The 18,590-nt window shown below is 68.4% G+C and carries 15 protein-coding genes; 12 read left to right on the top strand and 3 right to left on the bottom strand.

Annotated elements, in window-relative coordinates:
• The first annotated feature begins 41 nt into the window (after nucleotides 1-41).
• Genes HDA45_RS29845 through HDA45_RS29825 form a run of 5 tightly spaced genes read left to right on the top strand, consistent with a single transcriptional unit; the run spans nucleotide 42 to nucleotide 4,878 of the window.
• The gene (locus tag HDA45_RS29845) at nucleotides 42-833 is read left to right on the top strand and encodes an ABC transporter ATP-binding protein (protein WP_184900889.1); all 792 of its coding nucleotides are present in this window, start codon (nucleotides 42-44) and stop codon (nucleotides 831-833) included.
• Nucleotides 830-1,606 (top strand): ABC transporter ATP-binding protein, encoded by a 777-nt coding sequence (locus HDA45_RS29840; protein WP_184900887.1) that lies wholly within the window; start codon nucleotides 830-832, stop codon nucleotides 1,604-1,606. Before HDA45_RS29845 ends, HDA45_RS29840 begins: the two co-directional genes overlap by 4 nt.
• Nucleotides 1,603-2,481, top strand: a complete 879-nt coding sequence (locus HDA45_RS29835; protein ID WP_184900885.1) for an ABC transporter permease subunit — start codon at nucleotides 1,603-1,605, stop codon at nucleotides 2,479-2,481. The genes HDA45_RS29840 and HDA45_RS29835 overlap by 4 nt, the downstream gene beginning before the upstream one ends.
• Nucleotides 2,474-3,631, top strand: a complete 1,158-nt coding sequence (locus tag HDA45_RS29830; protein ID WP_184900883.1) for an ABC transporter permease subunit — start codon at nucleotides 2,474-2,476, stop codon at nucleotides 3,629-3,631. The genes HDA45_RS29835 and HDA45_RS29830 overlap by 8 nt, the downstream gene beginning before the upstream one ends.
• Nucleotides 3,628-4,878, top strand: coding sequence for an ABC transporter substrate-binding protein (locus HDA45_RS29825; RefSeq protein WP_184900881.1), 1,251 nt, complete (start codon nucleotides 3,628-3,630; stop codon nucleotides 4,876-4,878). The genes HDA45_RS29830 and HDA45_RS29825 overlap by 4 nt, the downstream gene beginning before the upstream one ends.
• Here the strand turns inward: HDA45_RS29825 and HDA45_RS29820 are convergent.
• Nucleotides 4,820-5,878 carry a Glu/Leu/Phe/Val dehydrogenase gene (locus HDA45_RS29820; RefSeq protein WP_184900879.1) on the bottom strand — a complete coding sequence of 353 codons (1,059 nt, stop codon included), beginning with the start codon at nucleotides 5,876-5,878 and terminating at the stop codon, nucleotides 4,820-4,822. The two genes, HDA45_RS29825 and HDA45_RS29820, sit on opposite strands and share 59 nt — an antisense overlap.
• A 111-nt stretch (nucleotides 5,879-5,989) precedes the next feature.
• Between HDA45_RS29820 and HDA45_RS29815 the strand changes: the two genes are divergently transcribed.
• The 3 genes from HDA45_RS29815 (at nucleotide 5,990) to HDA45_RS29805 (ending at nucleotide 7,477) form a co-directional block, all read left to right on the top strand.
• A complete protein-coding gene (locus HDA45_RS29815) occupies nucleotides 5,990-6,469 on the top strand; it encodes an AsnC family transcriptional regulator (protein WP_184900877.1) in 480 nt (159 codons plus the stop codon).
• A gap of 131 nt (nucleotides 6,470-6,600) precedes the next feature.
• Entirely contained in the window at nucleotides 6,601-6,870 is a 270-nt protein-coding gene (locus HDA45_RS29810; protein WP_184900875.1) for a hypothetical protein, read from the top strand.
• Nucleotides 6,871-6,910: 40 nt separating this feature from the next.
• On the top strand, nucleotides 6,911-7,477 hold the full coding sequence (locus HDA45_RS29805; RefSeq protein WP_184900873.1) for a GNAT family N-acetyltransferase: 567 nt from the start codon (nucleotides 6,911-6,913) through the stop codon (nucleotides 7,475-7,477).
• 55 nt (nucleotides 7,478-7,532) lie between these two features.
• Here the strand turns inward: HDA45_RS29805 and HDA45_RS29800 are convergent, their stop codons facing one another.
• A complete protein-coding gene (locus HDA45_RS29800) occupies nucleotides 7,533-8,162 on the bottom strand; it encodes a YigZ family protein (RefSeq protein ID WP_184900871.1) in 630 nt (209 codons plus the stop codon).
• 559 nt (nucleotides 8,163-8,721) lie between these two features.
• Between HDA45_RS29800 and gltB the strand changes: the two genes are divergently transcribed.
• The 4 genes from gltB to HDA45_RS29780 all read left to right on the top strand — a co-directional run bounded on the left by gltB (nucleotide 8,722) and on the right by HDA45_RS29780 (nucleotide 17,464).
• Entirely contained in the window at nucleotides 8,722-13,263 is a 4,542-nt protein-coding gene (gene gltB, locus HDA45_RS29795; RefSeq protein WP_184900869.1) for a glutamate synthase large subunit, read from the top strand.
• Nucleotides 13,256-14,707 carry a glutamate synthase subunit beta gene (locus tag HDA45_RS29790; protein WP_184900867.1) on the top strand — a complete coding sequence of 484 codons (1,452 nt, stop codon included), beginning with the start codon at nucleotides 13,256-13,258 and terminating at the stop codon, nucleotides 14,705-14,707. The genes gltB and HDA45_RS29790 overlap by 8 nt, the downstream gene beginning before the upstream one ends.
• 260 nt (nucleotides 14,708-14,967) lie before the next feature.
• On the top strand, nucleotides 14,968-16,380 hold the full coding sequence (locus HDA45_RS29785; RefSeq protein WP_184900865.1) for a Dyp-type peroxidase: 1,413 nt from the start codon (nucleotides 14,968-14,970) through the stop codon (nucleotides 16,378-16,380).
• Nucleotides 16,381-16,678: 298 nt separating this feature from the next.
• On the top strand, nucleotides 16,679-17,464 hold the full coding sequence (locus HDA45_RS29780; RefSeq protein WP_184900863.1) for a DeoR/GlpR family DNA-binding transcription regulator: 786 nt from the start codon (nucleotides 16,679-16,681) through the stop codon (nucleotides 17,462-17,464).
• On the opposite strand, the gene HDA45_RS29775 is transcribed toward HDA45_RS29780, so the two are convergent.
• Nucleotides 17,454-18,347: an ROK family protein gene (locus HDA45_RS29775; protein ID WP_184906185.1), complete on the bottom strand. Its 894-nt coding sequence runs from the start codon at nucleotides 18,345-18,347 to the stop codon at nucleotides 17,454-17,456. The two genes, HDA45_RS29780 and HDA45_RS29775, sit on opposite strands and share 11 nt — an antisense overlap.
• Nucleotides 18,348-18,590: the final 243 nt, after the last annotated feature.

Below are 18,590 nucleotides of genomic sequence, written 5' to 3'. Positions count from 1 at the left end.
CCACCGATCGTGACTCGCGTCACACGGATGGAGGAGGCGGCTTGCTGAGTGTCCGTGATCTTCGCGTGCGGTACGGCCGGTCGGTGGCCGCGCTGCACGGGGTCGACCTCGACGTTTCACCTGATGGGGTGCTGGCCGTCCTGGGCAGCAACGGCGCCGGGAAGTCGACCCTGCTGCGGACCGTCTCCGGCACCCTGCGCATGCACCGCGGCTCGATCACCTCAGGCGAGGTCCGCTATGACGGCAAGCCGCTGACCAGGCTCGATCCGGCCCGCATCGTCGGCCTCGGCGTGGTCGGCGTCCCCGAAGGCCGCCAGGTCTTCGCACGGATGACGGTCGAGGAGAACCTCCGCGCCGGCGGGATCGGCGCCCGCTCCCCCGGGCAGCGCGCCGCCGCGAGGAAACGCGTCGACGAGCTCTTCCCGGTCCTGTCCGAGCGGGCGAAACAACGCGCGGGCCTGCTTTCCGGCGGTGAGCAGCAGATGCTCGCGATCGGCCGCGCGCTGATGTCCGGCCCCCGGCTGTTGCTGCTCGACGAACCGTCGCTCGGCCTCGCGCCGAAGATCGTCGAGCGGATCGGCGCCATCATCCGCGAGATCCACGATCAGGGCACCGCCGTGGTGCTGGTCGAGCAGAACGCCGTGATGGCGTTGCGCGTGGCCGACCACGCGATCGTCCTCGAGGTGGGCCGGGTCGCGCTGGCCGGGACGACGGCCGAGCTCACCGCGAGCGAGGACGTCCAGCGGCTCTACCTCGGTGGCCACGCGGAGGTGGAAGCCGTCGACGCCCGCAAGCGGCTCGCGGGCCGGAGCCTGTCGAGGTGGGCCGGATGACGCCGCCCGAGCTGCACGTCACGAACGTGACCCTGCGCTTCGGCGGGATCCGGGCGCTGGACGACGTCTCCTTCAGCGTCGGCTCCGGTTCGCTGCACGCGCTCATCGGCCCGAACGGCGCCGGGAAGTCCAGTTGCTTCAACGTGATCAGCGGGCTCTACCGGGCGAACACCGGGAGCGTCCGGCTCGGCGACACCGTCCTTTCCGGACTCGCGCCGCATCGGCTCGCCGGGCTCGGCGTCGGCCGGTCGTTCCAGAACGCCGCGCTCTCCCCCGGCTCGACCGTGCTCGACAACGTCATGCTCGGACGGCACGCCCTGACCAAGGGCGGTTTCCTCGCGTGTGGCCTCCGGCTGCCGTGGACGACCCGGGCCGAGCGGCGGCATTCCGCGCGGGCGAGGGAGATCTGCGACTTCCTCGGCATCGGCGCGCTGGTCGATCTCCCGGTCGGCGCGCTGCCCTACGGCGCGGTGAAACGCGTCGACCTCGCCCGCGCGCTCGCCGTCGAACCGGTCCTGCTGCTGCTCGACGAACCCGCGGCCGGGATGAACGCGACCGAGACCGCCGAACTGGCCGGCACGATCCGTGACGTCCGCGACGAACTCGGCATCTCGATTTTGCTGGTGGAGCACGACATGGGGCTGGTGATGGGCATCGCGGACCGGGTCACCGTCCTGGACTTCGGCAGGCGGATCGCCGACGGCACCCCGGCCGAGGTCCAGTCGGATCCGGACGTGATCAGGGCATACCTCGGCACGGAGGCCAGCGCGTGAACACTTTCCTGCAACTCGTGGTGAACGGACTCGGCAAGGGCGCGGTGTTCGCGTTGCTGGCGCTGGGTTTCGTGATCATCTTCAAGGCGACCGAAGTGGTCAACTTCGCGCACGGCTCGCTCGTGCTCTTCGGCGGCTACCTGGTCGTCGTGACGCGCGAATCGCTCGGCTGGGCGGGCGCTTCACTGGTGGGCATCGTGTCCGCCGGGCTGCTCGCCCTGCTGCTGGAACGGTTCCTGCTGTCCCGCTCGCGGCACGCCGACGCGAACAGCCTGGCGCTGCTGACCATCGGTGTCGACGTGATCATCACCGAGGAGATCGTGCGGCGTCTCGGCGTCACTTTGCCGTTCCTCGGCGACGCCTGGGACGCGCAGCCGTTCCAAATCGGCGGGATCACGCTGTTCCGCACGCATCTGGTCGCGCTGCTCGTCGCCGCCGTGCTGATCACCGCGTTCACCCTCGCGTTCAAGTACTCGAACTGGGGTGTCGCGATGCGGGCGCAGGCGGAGAACCGCGAGGCCGCCGCGCTGATGGGGATCCGCAGTTCCCGGGTGACGGCGACCGCGTGGCTGGTGGCCGGGGTGCTCGCCGGAGTCGCGGTGCTGTTCATCGCCACCCAGGACTTCTCGGGCGCGGGACTGTCCCGCGGCACGCACTCCATCGCGCTCGCGGCGTTCCCCGCGGCCATCCTCGGCGGACTGGATTCGACCGCGGGCGCGGTGGTGGGCGGGCTGGTCGTCGGCCTCGTGGAGGCGCTTTCGGCTCAGTACGTGTCTTTCGACTTTTCCAAGAGCGCGGTCTTCCTGGTGATGCTCGTGGTCCTGGTGGTGCGGCCGTCGGGGTTGTTCGGGACAAGGGAGAGCACCCGTGTCTGACACCGCTGTGAAATCCCCCGCCGCCGCGCCCCCGACACCGCCCGCGAAACGTGATCGGACGAGGCTGGTCAAGGCGCTGCTGTGGATCGGGCTGCTGGTCGTCCTCCTCGCGATCCCGCTGTATCTCGACGCGGCCTGGCTGAAGGCCGGGCAGTACATGATGATCGGCGGGGTCGGCGCGATCGGGCTGACCCTGCTGGTCGGGCAGGCCGGGCAGTTGTCGCTGGCGCACGCGTTCTTCCTGCTGGCGGGCGCGACCGGGTACACCGTCCTTTCCGGACCGACCGACGACGAGCGCGTATTCGGGCTCGGGCTCGACCCCGCCCTGTCGCTCGCCGGAGCGGTGGTCATCGCCGCGTTGCTCGGCTTGGCGTTCGCCCCGGTTTCCGGGCGGCTGCGCGGGATCTACCTCGGTGTCGCGTCGCTGTCGCTGGTGTTCTTGGGACTCTACTTAGGACAGTCCGCCGAGACGCTGACCGGCGGAACTTCGACAGGGCGCACACCCGAACCGTTCTCCCTGTTCGGCTTCCCGTTCACCAATGAGGGCCCCGAAATCGAGCTGATGGGCGTACCGATCCGGCAGGCGGAACGGCTCTGGTACCTGTTCCTGCTGCTGACCGTGCTCGCGTTCGTGGTCGCCCGCGCGGCCGTCTCCAGCCGGATCGGCCGGTCGTGGCGGGCGGTGCGGGACAACGAGGCCGCCGCGTCCGTGATGGGCGTCAACGTCACCAGGGCGAAGGCGGGCGCGTTCGCGGTCTCCTCGGCGTACGCGGGGCTGGCGGGTGCGATGACCGTGCTGTGGTTCGACATCCTCAAACCCGACGAGAGCGAATTCGGCACGTACGGCATCAACATCTCCATCGCCTTCCTGGCCATGGTGATCATCGGGGGACTCGGCTCGGTGCCCGGCGCGCTGGTGGGCGCGCTGATCGTCAACGGGCTGCCGCAGGTGCTTTCGCTGTACTCCGCCGATCTCGGCTGGTTCTCCGGAACCGGGGACGGCGCACTGACCCCGATTCTGGTCAGCTCGTTCGTCTACGGCGCCGCGATCATCCTCGTGGTGCTCTTCGAACCGGGCGGGCTCGCCGCGATCGGCCGCCGCATCACTCCCTCGAAGAAACCTCATCTCCCGGAGGAGCAAGGAAAATGAAACGCATGTATCCGGCCGTCGCGCTGGCGGCGGTCCTCGTCCTCTCGGCGTGCAGCACGAAAGCGGGCGACTCGGGGTCCTCGGGGGCGGACGGTTCGGGCGTCAAAGCAGGCAAGGGGGTGACGGCCTCGGAGATCACCCTCGGGGTGATGACCGACAAGACCGGGGTCTTCAAGAACCTCGGGCTCGGCATCACGCAAGGGAACGAACTGTGGGCCAAGGACTTCAACGCCGCGGGCGGGGCGTGCGGGCGTCAGGTCAAACTGGAGACCGTCGACCACGGCTACAAGGCGGACACGGCGAAGACCTTGTATCCGCAGATCGAGCCGAAGGTGCTCGGGTTCGTGCAGTTGCTCGGCTCGCCGGTGGTGGCCGCGCTGAAACAGAACATCGCCTCGGACAAGACCGTCGCTGCGCCCGCGTCGTGGTCTTCGGAGCTGCTCGACAATCCGTACGTGATGATCGTCGGGACGACGTACGACCTGGAGATCATCGACGGCCTGTCTTACTTCCAGGAGCAGGGCCTGGTGAAGGACGGCGACACGATCGGGCACGTCTACATCGACGGTGAGTACGGCAAGAACGGCCTGCGCGGCTCGCAGTTCTACGCCGAGAAGCACAATCTGACCGTCAAGGAAGTCAAGATCACCTCCACCGACAACGACCTCACCAACATCGTCACCGGGCTCAAGGGTGACGGCGTCAAGGCGATCGTCCTGACCACCACACCGGCGCAGACCGGTTCCGCGCTCGCGGCGAACAAGGCGCTCGGGCTGAACGTGCCGGTGCTCGGCAACAACCCGGTGTTCGATCCCGTGCTGCTGAAGAGCCCGGCGGCGAACGCGCTGGACAAGCTGACGATCGTCGCCAGCAGCGTCCCGTTCTCCGCCGACCTCCCCAAGGCCAAGGACGTCGCGGCGAAGTACAAGGCGGCGTACAAGGAGACCCCGAACGGCGGGATCCCCTACGGCTACGCTGTCGGCGAGGTGTGGGGCGCGGTGCTCAAGAAGGCCTGCGAGAACAAGGATCTCACCAGGGACGGCATCGCCGCGGCGCTGAAGCAGACGACGTCGGCGAGTACGGAGGATCTGGTGGCGGCGCTGGACTTCTCGAAGGCGGGCACCCCGGCGACGCGCCAGGTGTACGCGGCGACACCGGACGCGTCGGCCGAGGGCGGCGTCCGCTACGTCAAGCCGCTGTTCGAGGCTCCCGAGGCGAAGGAGTACGTGGCTCCGCACCAGAAGTGAGCCTCGCTTCGGCCAGGACGTTCGCTTCGGCCAGCGGCGTGGTGCCGTTGGCCGAAGCGGCGTCGAGAATTCCTCGCGTCGTGTCCTCCAGGGTCTCGACGCGAGCGAGCGCCTCGTCGTGCGTGAGGTTCTCTTTCTCGCGGCCGAGTGTGTAGACGACGCCCCCGGCGCTCGCGACGAAGTCCGGGATCCACAGGACACCCCTGGCGGCGAGTTCGTCCGCCACCGCGTCCTCGGTGAGCTGATTGTTGGCCGGGCCGACGACGAGCGGGGCGGAGACCTCGGTGGCGGGCCCGAGCACCCCGCCGACGGCCGCCGGGATCAGGACGTCGGCCTCGACGCCGAGCACCTGATCCGGCGCGACGCGGCGCAGCCCCTGTTCCGCGGCGGCCCGGAGCCGGTGTTCGTCCACATCGGACACGATCACCTCGGCGCCCTGCGTGACCAGGTCCGCGGCGAGATGAGCGCCGACCGAGCCGTATCCGCTGATGACCACCGTCCGACCTCGCATCGAGGCGTCGCCGAAGACCGTCCGTGCGCCGGCCCTCAAGGCGGCGAGCACGCCGACGGCGGTCGGCCCGCTCGAGGAACCGGTGCCGCCGTGCTCCTCGGGCAGGCAGAACACGTGCGGGGTCCGCTCGCGCAGCACGAGCATGTCGGCCGGGCCGGTACCGACGTCCGGTCCCGCGAGATACGCACCATCGAGTGACGCGATGAGGTCGGCGTGGTCGAGCAGGATGTCGCGACGCCGCTCCGGCGTCGGCACCTCCTCAAGCGCGACGACGCTCTTGCCGCCGCCGAAGTCCAGGCCCGCGACGGCGCACTTTCGGGTCATCGCCGCGGACAGCCGCAGGACGTCGTCGATCGCGTCGCGGACATCCGGATAGACCTTGAACCGGCAGCCTCCGACGGCCGGGCCGAGCACCCGCGAATGTACGGCGACCATCGTGGTCACCCCGGACCGGCGTCCCCGCCGGACGACCAGCTCCTGTACGGACATCTCGCTTCCTCCTGCGCATTTAGCCGACTACTTGCGCTGAAGTTAGGCTGATCGTCAGGTTCACAGGGACTCCGCCGAACGATATTCGGCAAGCCGAGGGAAGGGGCGAACGTGGACGAACTTGATTCGGCGATCATCCGGGAACTCCAAGCGGATGCGCGGCAGTCGAACCGCGACATCGCCCGCAAGGTCGGCGTCGCGCCGTCGACCTGCCTCGAACGCACGCGGCTGCTGCGGGAACGCGGCGTCATCCGCGGCTATCACGCGGACATCGACCTGCGGAGCCTCAATCGCGGCGTGCAGGCGATGGTGTCGGCGCAGGTGCGGCCGCTGAGCCGGGAGGTGATCGATTCCTTCCAGCGGTCGGTGGCGGAATTGCCGGAGGTCCTTTCGGTCTTCGTCACCGCGGGCAGTGACGATTTCCTGATCCACGTCGCCGCGCAGGACGTCGATCAGCTCCACTCCTTTCTGGTGGATCGCTTGTCGAAGCGCAAAGAGATCGTCGGCTTCCGGAGTTCGATCATTTTCCGGCATCTGCGCAAGACCGAGCTGGAACCGCTTCCGCGCCGAATACCAGGAGACAACCCCTAGGTGGTCACCCTTGAATACGCGACACGCCACCCCTAAGTCCGCCCGAAATCCGAGACTTCGCATCGGAGGAGACGGAAACTGTCGGGGGTATGGGTTTGAATGGTCGGAGTGGAACAGAAAGGAGGCGCGCCATGGACGTTCGGACAGAGCTGAATCATCGTGAGCGGGCCACCCTGAGAGCCGTGGCCGAGGGCCACGCCGAAATCAGCTGCAGCTGCGAGCCGGACCTGTTCGTCGACGGTCTCGCCTGCTGTGATCAGCACACCGCGCACCGCCTGGCCCATCTCGGCCTGGTGGAGCCTGCCCGCGGCGGCCGGTGGGGCGAACGTGTCCCCGCCCTGCTCACCGAGGCCGGAGCGGTGGCGCTGGGAGGCCTCGTCAGCCCCGAGGTGGCCGCGTAAACAGGTTGCCCCGGCATCCTCACGGCGCCACGCTGTGCCGATGCGTGTCTTCCTGGAGACGGAGCGGCTCCTGCTGCGGCAGTTCACCGGCGCCGACGCCGACGACCTGTTCGCGCTCTACGACGACCCCGAAGTCATGCGGTACCTCAATGGGGGCAAGCCCGCCGACAGGGCGGAGATCGAAGAACTCGACCTTCCCGCCTTTCTCGGTTACTACGAGCGTTTCCCCGGTTACGGGTTCTGGGCGGCGATCGAGAAATCAGGCGGGGCTTTCCTGGGGTGGTTCCATTTCCGCCCGCTGCGCGGTCATCACACCGACGATCCCGAACTGGGTTACCGGCTGAACCGCTCGTCCTGGGGCAAGGGATATGCGACCGAAGGTTCGCTCGCGCTCTTGGAGAAGGGCTTCACCGAATTCGGGGCACGGCGGATCTGGGCGGCGACCATGGCGGTGAACCTGGGATCCCGGCGGGTGATGGAGAAGATCGGGATGCGGCACGTCCGGACCTATCACGAGACCTTCGAAGACCCGATCCCCGGGACGGAGGAGGGCGAGGTCGAGTACGCCATCACGCTGGAGGAGTGGGAAGCCCGCACTCACCCGTGAGTTCGGCGCCCAATCACGCGAGTTCCGCCTCTAATCACGCGAGTTCCGCCTCTGATCACGCGATGGGGAGCCAGGTCTCGCCGATCTCCTCGGTGAGGGCCTCGCCCCCGGTGAGGTCGGCGAGCCAGGCGTGGAACGCGTCCCCCTGATCCGGCGCGAGCCCGACGTCGAAATGCGCGACGTCCTCGAACCGTGTCGCGTGCAGCAGGTACGGCGAGGAGCGGATGTCGTTCTCCAGCCGTCCGGCGCGGTCGTAGTCGACGACGACCTCCACCAGCCGCAGCCGCCGGTACTCCCGCACGCCGATGACGTCGACGGCCTCGGACACCGCCTGGCCGTACGCGCGGATCAGGCCGCCGGCGCCGAGCAGCACCCCGCCGAAGTACCGGGTCACGACCGCGACGGTGTCGGTCAGCTCCCGGCGCCGGAGCACCTCGAGCATCGGGACACCCGCCGTCCCCGAGGGCTCGCCGTCATCATTCGAACGTTGGGCGCGGCCGTCGGCGCCCAACACGAACGCGTGACAGTGGTGCCGGGCCGCCGGATCGGCCTTCTTCCTCGCCGCGATCACCGCACGGGCGTCCTCTTCCGAAGTGACCGGCGCGAGCGCGCAGAGGAAGCGTGAGCGCCGGATTTCGATCTCGTGGACCCCGGTGCCCGCCACGGTGAGATAACGATCCGCCATCGGCCAAGCCTCTCAAACCGGGCGGGTCACTCTGCCGTTCGGGCGATTCGACGGTCACCCCAGGTCACCGCAACCCCGGCGAAACCCACTCCAATGCGCGATCCAGGTCACACTATCGAGTGACGAAGGCGATCGTTTACGCAGGTCAGCGCGCTGATGCCCCACTCAGTGGACACGTCGTTCCAGCCAGTGGGCAGATGATGTTTGAAGTCAACGCCGACGTGGCATTTCCCACCCCGACCAACCGACGTATGTCGATAACAGCGATTTCACACTATCGTCATAAGACCGGCGAACCCGGGAGTAACACGTGCGCCCCGCCTGCCATCCACCACAACGGTCTGGCGGCACCCGGCGCGCGGCAGTACACATGAGACAGACAAGCGCATCGGCCGCCCAGTGCAGTGCGGCTCTACGAGGCCTGCCCCCGTTTCGCGGGCGGGATCGTTCCCTCTCGACTGACCATCGCGGTCCCGGACCACTTCGTTAGCAGGTTCGCTTTCGAACCACTCGAACGGAGTGTTACCGGTCGCGCCGACGCCTTGGGAGGCGGCCAGCCGTGACCCACCATGCCAGCAACAAGGGCAGCAAGGCCCCCGAAGGCCTGTACGACCCGGAGTTCGAACACGACGCCTGCGGTGTCGCCTTCGTCGCGGACCTCTCCGGTAAACGCGATCACGGCATCGTCGCCAAAGCGCTGATCGCGCTGCGGAACCTCGAGCATCGCGGGGCCCGCGGCGCCGACCCGGAGACCGGCGACGGCGCCGGGATCCTGATCCAGGTCCCCGACGAGTTCTATCGCGCCGTCGTCGATTTCGAGCTGCCCGAGCCCGGCGCGTACGCCGTCGGGACGGCTTTCCTGCCCCAGGACGAAAAACCGCGTGGCCTGGCGATGACCACCATCGAGCGCGTCGCCGCCGAAGAAGGCTTGCGCGTGCTCGGCTGGCGCGACCTTCCCGTCCACACGGAACACGTCGGAACCGGCGCGGCCGAGACCATGCCGCATTTCAGCCAGCTGTTCCTGGCAGGCGGGCGAGAGGCCCTGTCCGGGCTGGCCCTGGAACGCGCCGCGTTCGTGGTGCGCAAACGCGCCGAGCACGAGCTCGTCGAGGACGACGTCTACTTCCCGAGCCTGTCCTCGCGGACGATCGTCTACAAAGGAATGCTCACCGAGCCGCAGGTCGAGAAGTTCTTCGCCGACCTCACCGACGAGCGCGTCACCAGCGCCATCGGCCTGGTGCACTCCCGCTTCTCCACCAACACCTTCCCGTCGTGGCCGCTGGCGCATCCGTACCGGTACGTCGCCCACAACGGCGAGATCAACACCCTGCGCGGCAACCGGAACTGGATGGACGCGCGTGAGGCGCTGCTCGAATCCGATCTGATCCCCGGTGACCTCAAGCGGATCTACCCCGTCATCACGCGCGGCGCGAGCGACTCGGCGTCCTTCGACGAGGTGCTGGAGCTGCTCCACCTCGGTGGCCGGTCGCTGCCGCACGCGGTGCTGATGATGATCCCGGAGGCCTGGGAGAACCATCAGGAAATGGATCCCGCGCGCCGCGCGTTCTACGAATTCCACTCGACGCTGATGGAGCCGTGGGACGGCCCCGCGCTGGTGTCCTTCACCGACGGCACCCAGATCGGCGCGGTCCTCGACCGCAACGGCCTGCGCCCGGCGCGGTACTGGGTCACCGAAGACGGCCTCGTCGTCCTCGCCAGCGAGGTCGGCGTGCTGGAGCTGGAGCAGTCCACCATCGTCCGGAAAGGACGGTTGGAGCCGGGCCGTATGTTCCTCGTGGACACGGCCGCGGGCCGGATCGTCGAAGACGAGGAGATCAAGAACCAGCTCGCCACCGAGCACCCGTACGACGAATGGGTCGAGGACGGCCTGCTGCCGCTCGAAGGGCTTCCCGAGCGTGAGCGCGAGATCCCGCCGCACGGCGCGCTCGTGCGCCGTCAGCAGGCTTTCGGCTACACCGAGGAAGAGCTCGACGTCCTGCTCGAACCGATGGCCCGCACCGGCGCGGAGCCGATCGGCTCGATGGGCAACGACTCCCCCATCGCCTCGCTGTCCAGCCGCCCGCGGCTGCTCTTCGACTACTTCATCCAGCTCTTCGCCCAGGTGACCAACCCGCCGCTGGACGCGATCCGCGAGGAGCTGGTCACCTCGTTGGGCACCCAGCTGGGCGCGGAGCCGAACCTGCTGAGCGGCGACGCGTCGTCGTGCCGCCGGATCGTGCTGCCGTTCCCGGTGCTGGACAACGACGAGTTCGCGAAGCTGGTGCACGTCAACGACGACGGCGACCTGCCGGAGTTCCAGTCGGTCACCGTGCAGGGGACCTACGACGTCCACGGCGGCGGTGAGGCACTCGTGCGGCGTCTCGACGAGATCCGCGCCGAGGTGTCCGCGGCCATCGCCGAGGGCGCCCGGCTGATCGTGCTCTCCGACCGCGGGATCGACGAAGACCACGCGGGTATCCCGTCGCTGCTGCTCACCGGCGCGGTGCACCACCACCTGGTGCGCGAGAAGACCCGCACGCAGGTCGGCCTCATCGTCGAGGCCGGCGACGCGCGCGAGGTGCACCACATCGCGCTGCTGATCGGCTACGGCGTCGCCGCGGTGAACCCGTACCTGGCGATGGCGACCGTCGAAGAGATGGCCGACCAGGGCCTGATCGCCGGTGCCACCGCCAAACAGGCCACCACGAACCTGATCAAGGCGCTGGGCAAGGGCGTCCGCAAGACGATGTCCAAGATGGGAGTGTCCACAGTGGCCTCCTACACCGGCGCGCAGATCTTCGAGGCCGTCGGGCTCGGCGAAGAGGTCGTCCAGAACTGCTTCACCGGCACCACTTCCCGGCTCGGCGGGGTCGGCTTCGACACGCTCGCGCTGGAGGTCGAGCAGCGGCACCGCCGGGCGTTCCCGCTCGACGGGTTCCGCGCGAACCACCGCGAGCTGGAGACCGGCGCGGACTACCAGTGGCGCCGCGAGGGCGAACCGCATCTGTTCAACCCGCAGACGGTGTTCAAGCTGCAGCACTCCACCCGTGCCGGGAAGTACGAGGTCTTCAAGGAGTACACGAAGTCCGTCGACGACCAGGCGCAGAAGCTGTACACGCTGCGCGGGCTGTTCGACTTCAAGATCGGCCGGCGGCCCGCGGTGCCGATCGAGGAGGTCGAACCGGTCTCCGAGATCGTCAAGCGGTTCGCCACCGGCGCGATCTCCTACGGGTCGATCTCGGCGGAGATGCACGAAACGCTGGCCATCGCGATGAACCGCCTCGGCGGCAAGTCGAACACCGGTGAGGGCGGCGAGGATCCGGACAGGCTCTACGATCCCGAACGCCGCAGCGCGGTCAAGCAGGTCGCGAGCGGACGGTTCGGCGTCACGAGCGAGTACCTGGTCAACGCCGACGACATCCAGATCAAGATGGCGCAGGGCGCGAAGCCCGGCGAGGGCGGCCAGCTGCCCGGCCCGAAGGTGTACCCGTGGATCGCGAAGACGCGGCACTCCACGCCGGGCGTCGGGCTGATCTCGCCGCCGCCGCACCACGACATCTACTCGATCGAGGATCTCGCCCAGCTGATCCACGACCTCAAGAACGCCAACCCGGCCGCGCGCATCCACGTGAAGCTCGTGTCCGAGGTCGGCGTCGGCACGGTCGCGGCGGGCGTTTCCAAGGCGCACGCGGACGTCGTGCTGATCTCCGGGCACGACGGCGGCACGGGCGCTTCCCCGCTGTCGTCCATCAAGCACGCCGGCGGACCGTGGGAACTCGGGCTCGCGGAGACTCAGCAGACGTTGCTGGCCAACCGCTTGCGCGACCGGATCGTCGTGCAGACCGACGGCCAGCTCAAGACCGGCCGCGACGTCGTCATCGCCGCGCTGCTCGGTGCCGAGGAGTTCGGTTTCGCGACCGCGCCGCTGGTGGTCTCGGGCTGCGTCATGATGCGCGTGTGCCACCTCGACACCTGCCCTGTCGGCGTCGCGACGCAGAACCCCAAGCTGCGCGAGAAGTTCAGCGGCAAGGCCGAGTACGTGGTGAACTTCTTCGAGTTCATCGCGCAGGAGGTCCGGGAGTACCTGGCGGAGCTGGGTTTCCGGTCCATCGCCGAGGCCGTCGGCCACGCGGAGATGCTCGACAAGCGCAAGGCGATCGACCACTGGAAGGCCGCCGGGCTGGACCTGTCGCCGATCTTCCACGTGCCCGACATGGCTCCGGCCGGACGGCGGCACCAGCAGACGATGCAAGACCACGGGCTGGAGAAGGCGCTCGACAACACGCTGATCCAGCTGGCCGAGGGCGCGCTGTCGGCCGGGGACAAGGTGCGGCTGGAACTGCCGGTGCGCAACGTGAACCGGACCGTCGGCACCATGCTCGGCCACGAGCTCACCAAGCGGTGGGGCGGCGAGGGCCTGCCGGACAACACGATCGACGTCACCTTCACCGGGACAGCGGGTCAGTCGTTCGGCGCCTTCGTGCCGAAGGGCATCACCCTGCGGCTCTACGGCGACGGCAACGACTACGTCGGCAAGGGCCTCTCCGGTGGTCGGCTCATCGTGCGGCCGCCCGAGGTGGCGCGATACAACGCCGAAGAGCACATCATCGCGGGCAACGTGATCGGCTACGGCGCGACCAGCGGTGAGATCTTCATCCGCGGCAAGGTCGGCGAACGGTTCTGCGTGCGGAACTCAGGCGCGCTGGCCGTCGTCGAGGGCGTCGGCGACCACGGTTGCGAGTACATGACCGGCGGCAGGGTGGTCGTGCTCGGCGGTGTGGGCCGCAACTTCGCGGCCGGGATGTCGGGCGGTATCGCCTACGTGCTGGACCTGCCCGCGCACCGGACGAACCCGGAGATGGTCGACATCGACCCGCTGGATTCATCCGATGTGGACTTCCTGCGCGAGGCGCTCGAAAAGCACTACAACGAAACGGAATCCGCGGTCGCGCGTACGCTGCTCGCCGACTGGGACGCCGCCGTCGACCGGTTCGGCAAGGTCATGCCGAAGGACTACAAGCGGGTGCTCGCGGCGCAGGCCAAGGCCGAACGCGACGGGCGCGACGTGAACGAGGCGATCATGGAGGCCGCACATGGCTGACCCCAAGGGCTTTCTGACCACCACGCGCGAGACGCCGAAGAGCCGTCCCGTCGACCTGCGCCTGATGGACTGGCGCGAGGTGTACGAGGACTTCGCGACGACGAAACTGCAGAAGCAGGCCGGACGCTGCATGGACTGCGGCATCCCGTTCTGTCACCAGGGCTGTCCGCTCGGGAACCTCATCCCCGAGTGGAACACCCTGACCTGGCGCGACGATTGGCGCGAGGCGGCCGAGCGGCTGCACGCGACCAACAATTTCCCGGAGTTCACCGGGACCCTCTGCCCGGCGCCGTGCGAGACGGCGTGTGTGCTCGGGATCAACGACGATCCCGTCACCATCAAGCGGGTCGAGATCTCGATCATCGACCGGGCCTTCGAGGAAGGCTGGGTCACGCCTGAATTGCCGGTCGTCAGGACCGGCAAGAAGGTGGCGGTGGTCGGGTCCGGCCCGTCGGGACTCGCCGCGGCGCAGCAGCTCACGCGCGCGGGCCACACCGTCGTGGTCTTCGAGCGGGCCGACAAGATCGGCGGGCTGCTGCGCTACGGCATCCCCGAATTCAAGATGGAGAAGCACCGCCTCGACCGCCGCCTCGACCAGATGCGGGCCGAGGGCACGGAGTTCCGGACCTCGGTGAACGTCGGCGTCGACCTCACCGTCGAGGAACTGAAGTCGTCGTATGACGCCGTGGTCCTCGCCGGTGGCGCGACGGCGTGGCGGGACCTGCCGATCGACGGCCGCGAGCACAAGGGCATCTACCAGGCGATGGAGTTCCTGCCGCACGCGAACCGCGTCGCGGCGGGCGAACTGGACGTTTCGCCGATCAGCGCCGAGGGCCTCGACGTCGTCGTCATCGGCGGTGGCGACACCGGCGCGGACTGCGTCGGGACCTCGCACCGCCAGGGCGCGAAGTCGGTGACGCAGCTGGAGATCATGCCGAAGCCGCCGCTTTCGCGCGCCGACGCGCATCCGTGGCCGACGTACCCGATGATCTACCGCGTCTCGTCCGCGCACGAAGAGGGCGGCGAGCGGCTGTACTCGGTCAACACCCAGGAGTTCGCCGCCGACGCCGACGGCCGGGTGCGAGCCTTGAAACTCATCCAAGTACACAATGAGGGTGGCAAGTTCGTCCCGGTCGAAGGCACCGAGAAGGAACTGCCCGCGCAGCTGGTGCTGCTCGCGATGGGCTTCGTCGGCCCGGAGCGGGAAGGCCTCCTGGAGGCGCTCGACGTCGAGCTCGACCAGCGCGGCAACGTCGCCCGCGACAAGGCGTTCAAGACCAGTGTCGACAACGTGTTCGTGGCGGGCGACATGGGCCGCGGCCAGTCGCTCATCGTGTGGGCGATCGCCGAAGGCCGCTCCGCCGCGGCCGGTGTCGACGCGTTCCTCACCGGACGCGACGTCCTGCCCGCTCCGATCGCTCCCACCGACCGGCCCCTAACCTAGAGGCGTCCGCGACCAAAGCACCTGCTCGTGGTGGTTCAACGTTGAACCACCACGGGCAGGTGCTTTTTTGCGTCAATGCGGAGCGCAGTCGACACATTGGTCCTTTCGGGTGATAAAACCGCCGAAAGAGGGTACTTGCGGGTGATGACGGCGCGATTTCGGTATCGGTTGTATCAAGGGGTAAGGACCGCACGGCGGTGGGGACCGGCAAGACCTGCCGGGGCCGCCAGGCGGGTTTCCGACGAGGGGATTCCTTGACCATGACCATCGACTTGAGCGTGCCCTTGGAATGGAAGACCGCGACCGGCGAGGCCGCGAAGATGCTCGACGAACTACAGCCGAACATCCTCAAAGCGCACGCCCGCGATCACTTCTCCGCACTTTTCCTGCGTTTTTCGGAGGCCGCGAGCGCGAAAACGTTCCTCGCGGCACTTGTCCCGCTGATGAAGTCCGCGAAAGCCCATCTGACCGAGGTCGAACGCTTCAAGGACGAGGGCGTGAAGGGGTCGCCCTACGTCGGCACCGGGCTGACCGCGGCGGGCTACCGGTTCCTGAAAATCGATGCGCCGCAAGATGATTCCTTCCTCCGCGGTATGCGCGCGCAGGAGACTCGCGAGAAGCTGAGCGACCCGCCTCGCTCCACATTCGACAGCGGATACCACGACGAGATCCACGCCGTCGTCATCGTCGCCGACGCCGCCGACGCTCCGATGACCGCGCGCCGGAACGACGTCCTCTCGCTGATTCCGTCGACCATTTCCGTCGTCGCCGAGGAAACCGGACTCGGCCGGGTGAACACCCACGGCGAGGGGATCGAACATTTCGGCTACGTCGACGGCCGGAGCCAGCCGCTCTTCCTGATCGAAGACATTCGCGCGGAGAAAGCCGGAACCGACGGGATCACCACCTGGGATCCGAGCGCGCCACTGGATCAGGTGCTCGTCCCGGATCACTCGGCCCCGGATCCCACCGTACATTTCGGCAGCTACTTCGTTTTCCGCAAATTGGAACAGAATGTGCGGCGATTCAAGCAGGCCGAGGAGGCTTTGGCCGATCAACTGGGTCTCATCGGCGAAGACCGGGAACGCGCGGGCGCGATGATCGTCGGCCGGTTCGAGGACGGCACACCGCTGACCGCGCAACGGCAAGACGGAGTGGAAAGCCCGGTACCGAACAACTTCGACTACGCAAGTGACGCCGTCGGCGCGAAATGCCCCTTCCAGGCCCACATCCGGAAGACGAATCCGCGCGGCAGCGGCGGCGCCGAACCGGCCCCGCAGGAGCGCCTGCACCTGATGGCGCGGAGGGGGGTGCCCTACGGCGAACGGGCCGACGACCCGAACGCCGACCTGCCGCCGTCCGCCCGGCCGAGCGGCGGGGTCGGCCTGCTGTTCATGGCGTTCAATTCGGTGCTGGGCAACCAGTTCGAGTTCACCCAAGCGGTCTGGGCGAACAACCCGTCGTTCCCGGTCCCGCCCGACGGGTTCAAGCCGCCCGGCCTCGATCCGGTCATCGGCCAGGGCCCCCGTCCCGAATCCGTCTACACCAAGGAATGGGCTGGTACGCGGACGGTGACAGCGGATCCGTTCCCGCAGGCGGTGGCGTTGAAGGGCGGTGACTACTTCTTCATGCCGTCACTCGCTTTCCTGCGCGGACTGGGCGGCAAGGGCTGATTTTCTCACGCACCGTGGCCGGTTCCGGTGATCGGGTGGCGGGTTATCCGGTAAACGTCACCGGAATGGACGCAAACCGGATATCAGGCCGGAGCGGAGAGCGATAACTTACGAAGCGGGCCGGTCCTGGGCGTACCGGCCATGGGTTGGGCGCCGGTCACACTGGGGGTGGCCGGCGCCCGCTCCCCGCCGTTTCTCCCCGGCTTCCCAAACCTGCCGCTTCCCTCCGCCCGTATCGCGACGCGTAGTACTTTGTCCGGTGCGGTAAGCGATGTCGCGCTTCGGGGAGGGAGCTCGGATGAACCGGCATGAACGGCTGACGGCTTTATTGGACATGGTGGGAGAGCGGGAAAAAGTCGACGTCGAAGTTTCGGCCGGCGAACTCGGCGTTTCCCCCGCGACGATCCGCCGGGACCTCGATCACCTGGCGGGCCGCAATCTCGTGGTCCGCACCCGCGGTGGCGCCGTCGCGAGCAACGTCGCCTACGACCTTCCGCTCCGGCACAAGGCCGCGCGCAACGCACCGGAACAGCAGCGGATTTCCGCGGCCGCGGCGAAAATGGTCGACCCGGGCATGGTCGTCGGCCTCAACGGCGGCACGGCGAGCACCGAGGTGGGCCGCGCCCTCGCCACCCGGCCGGACATGGGCGAGCCGAGCGGCGGGCCTCTGCTCACCGTGGTGACGAACGCGCTCAACATCGCCCACGAACTCGCCGTCCGGCCCAATATCAAGATCGTGGTGACCGGCGGGGTCGCCCGGCAGCAGTCGTTCGACCTGTCCGGGCCGCTGTCGCATCTGTTCCTCGACCAGATCTCATTGGATCTGGTGTTCCTCGGCGTGGACGCTTTCGACCCGGTGCACGGCGCGCAGGCACACCACGAAGGCGACGCGAGCACGAACCGGCTGATGGCGGCCCGCGCACGCCAGGTCGTCGTGCTCGCCGACAGCGAGAAACTCGGTGGTCACGCCTTCGCGAAGATCTGCGCGACCACCGACGTCGACGTTCTCGTCACCGACGGCCGCGCGGATCCCGAGCGAGTGCACGCCTTCGAGGAGGAAGGCGTGCGGGTGGTCAAGGCTTGAGCCGGTCCAGCGCCAGCAGGGCCGCGCCGAGCCTGCCCGCCTCGTCGCCGAGCTGCGCGATCCGCAGTTCGGGCATCCGCTGGAACTGCAGGTTCGCCGCCAGCCAGGCCCGCACCGGCTCGAGGACGTAGTCGCCCGCGGTGAACAGGCCGCCGCCGAGGACGACGACCTCGGGCGCGAGCAACGTGACCAGGGTCTTGATCCCGTGGCCGAGCCCTTCGAGCGCGTCGTTGACCACGGAGATCGCGGCCTCGTCGCCATGGCGGGCGGCGTCGACCACCTGCTCGGCACCTTCGGCGGGACGTCCGGTGTGCTCGCTGTAGCGGCGGGCGATGGCCGACGCGGAGGAGATCGCCTCGAGGCATCCTGTCGCGCCGCAGCCGCACGGCAGCCGGTGACCGACATCGATGTGCCCGATTTCCCCGCCTTGGCCACCTGCGGCGTACAGCTTCCCGTCGAGCTGGAGTGCCGCCGCGATCCCGGTGCCGACCGGGATGAAGGCGGCGTCGGTGCAGCCCTTGCCCGCGCCGACGCGGAACTCGGCCAGCCCGCCCGCTCGGACGTCGTGCCCGAACGCGAACGGCAGCCCCAGCCTGCTGTCGAGCATCTCGCCGAACGGGACGTTCCGGAAGTCGAGGTTGGCCGAGAACCGGGCCACCCGCTCGACGTCGTCGACGATGCCGGGGATGACCACGCCGACGGCGTCCGGCGTACCGGTGCCCGCCTGCTTGCCCAGCGTTTCCACGATCCGCGCGACCTGGTCCGCGAGCGCCTCGCCGTCGGCTCCACGGGCCGTCGGCTCGCGCAGGCTGGCCAGGTCTTTCAGCTCGGCGTCGTACAAGGCCGCCTTGATGGACGTTCCGCCGACATCGAGTGCCGCCACCGCAGGTGTCATGGCTGGATTTTGACATGCCCCGCCGCCACGACGAGCCGCCGTAACGAGCATGGGCCGATTGGGTTCGGTCACATTGACCGGACGCTTCGTGGCGACCTACTCTCGACCGGCCAGACGACGGCACCCGGAACGCGGTGAGATTCCGCGCGGTCGCGCCACTGTGACCTCGGACCAGCCGGTTCGGGGAAGCCAGACCCGGAGCCGTCGTATCACCCCTGAAGAGGCCGCGCT

This window comes from Amycolatopsis umgeniensis, from assembly GCF_014205155.1.
Taxonomy (GTDB): domain Bacteria; phylum Actinomycetota; class Actinomycetes; order Mycobacteriales; family Pseudonocardiaceae; genus Amycolatopsis; species Amycolatopsis umgeniensis.
The sequence above is the reverse complement of the archived record's forward strand: the minus strand, read 5'-3'. Positions and strand labels throughout refer to the sequence as shown.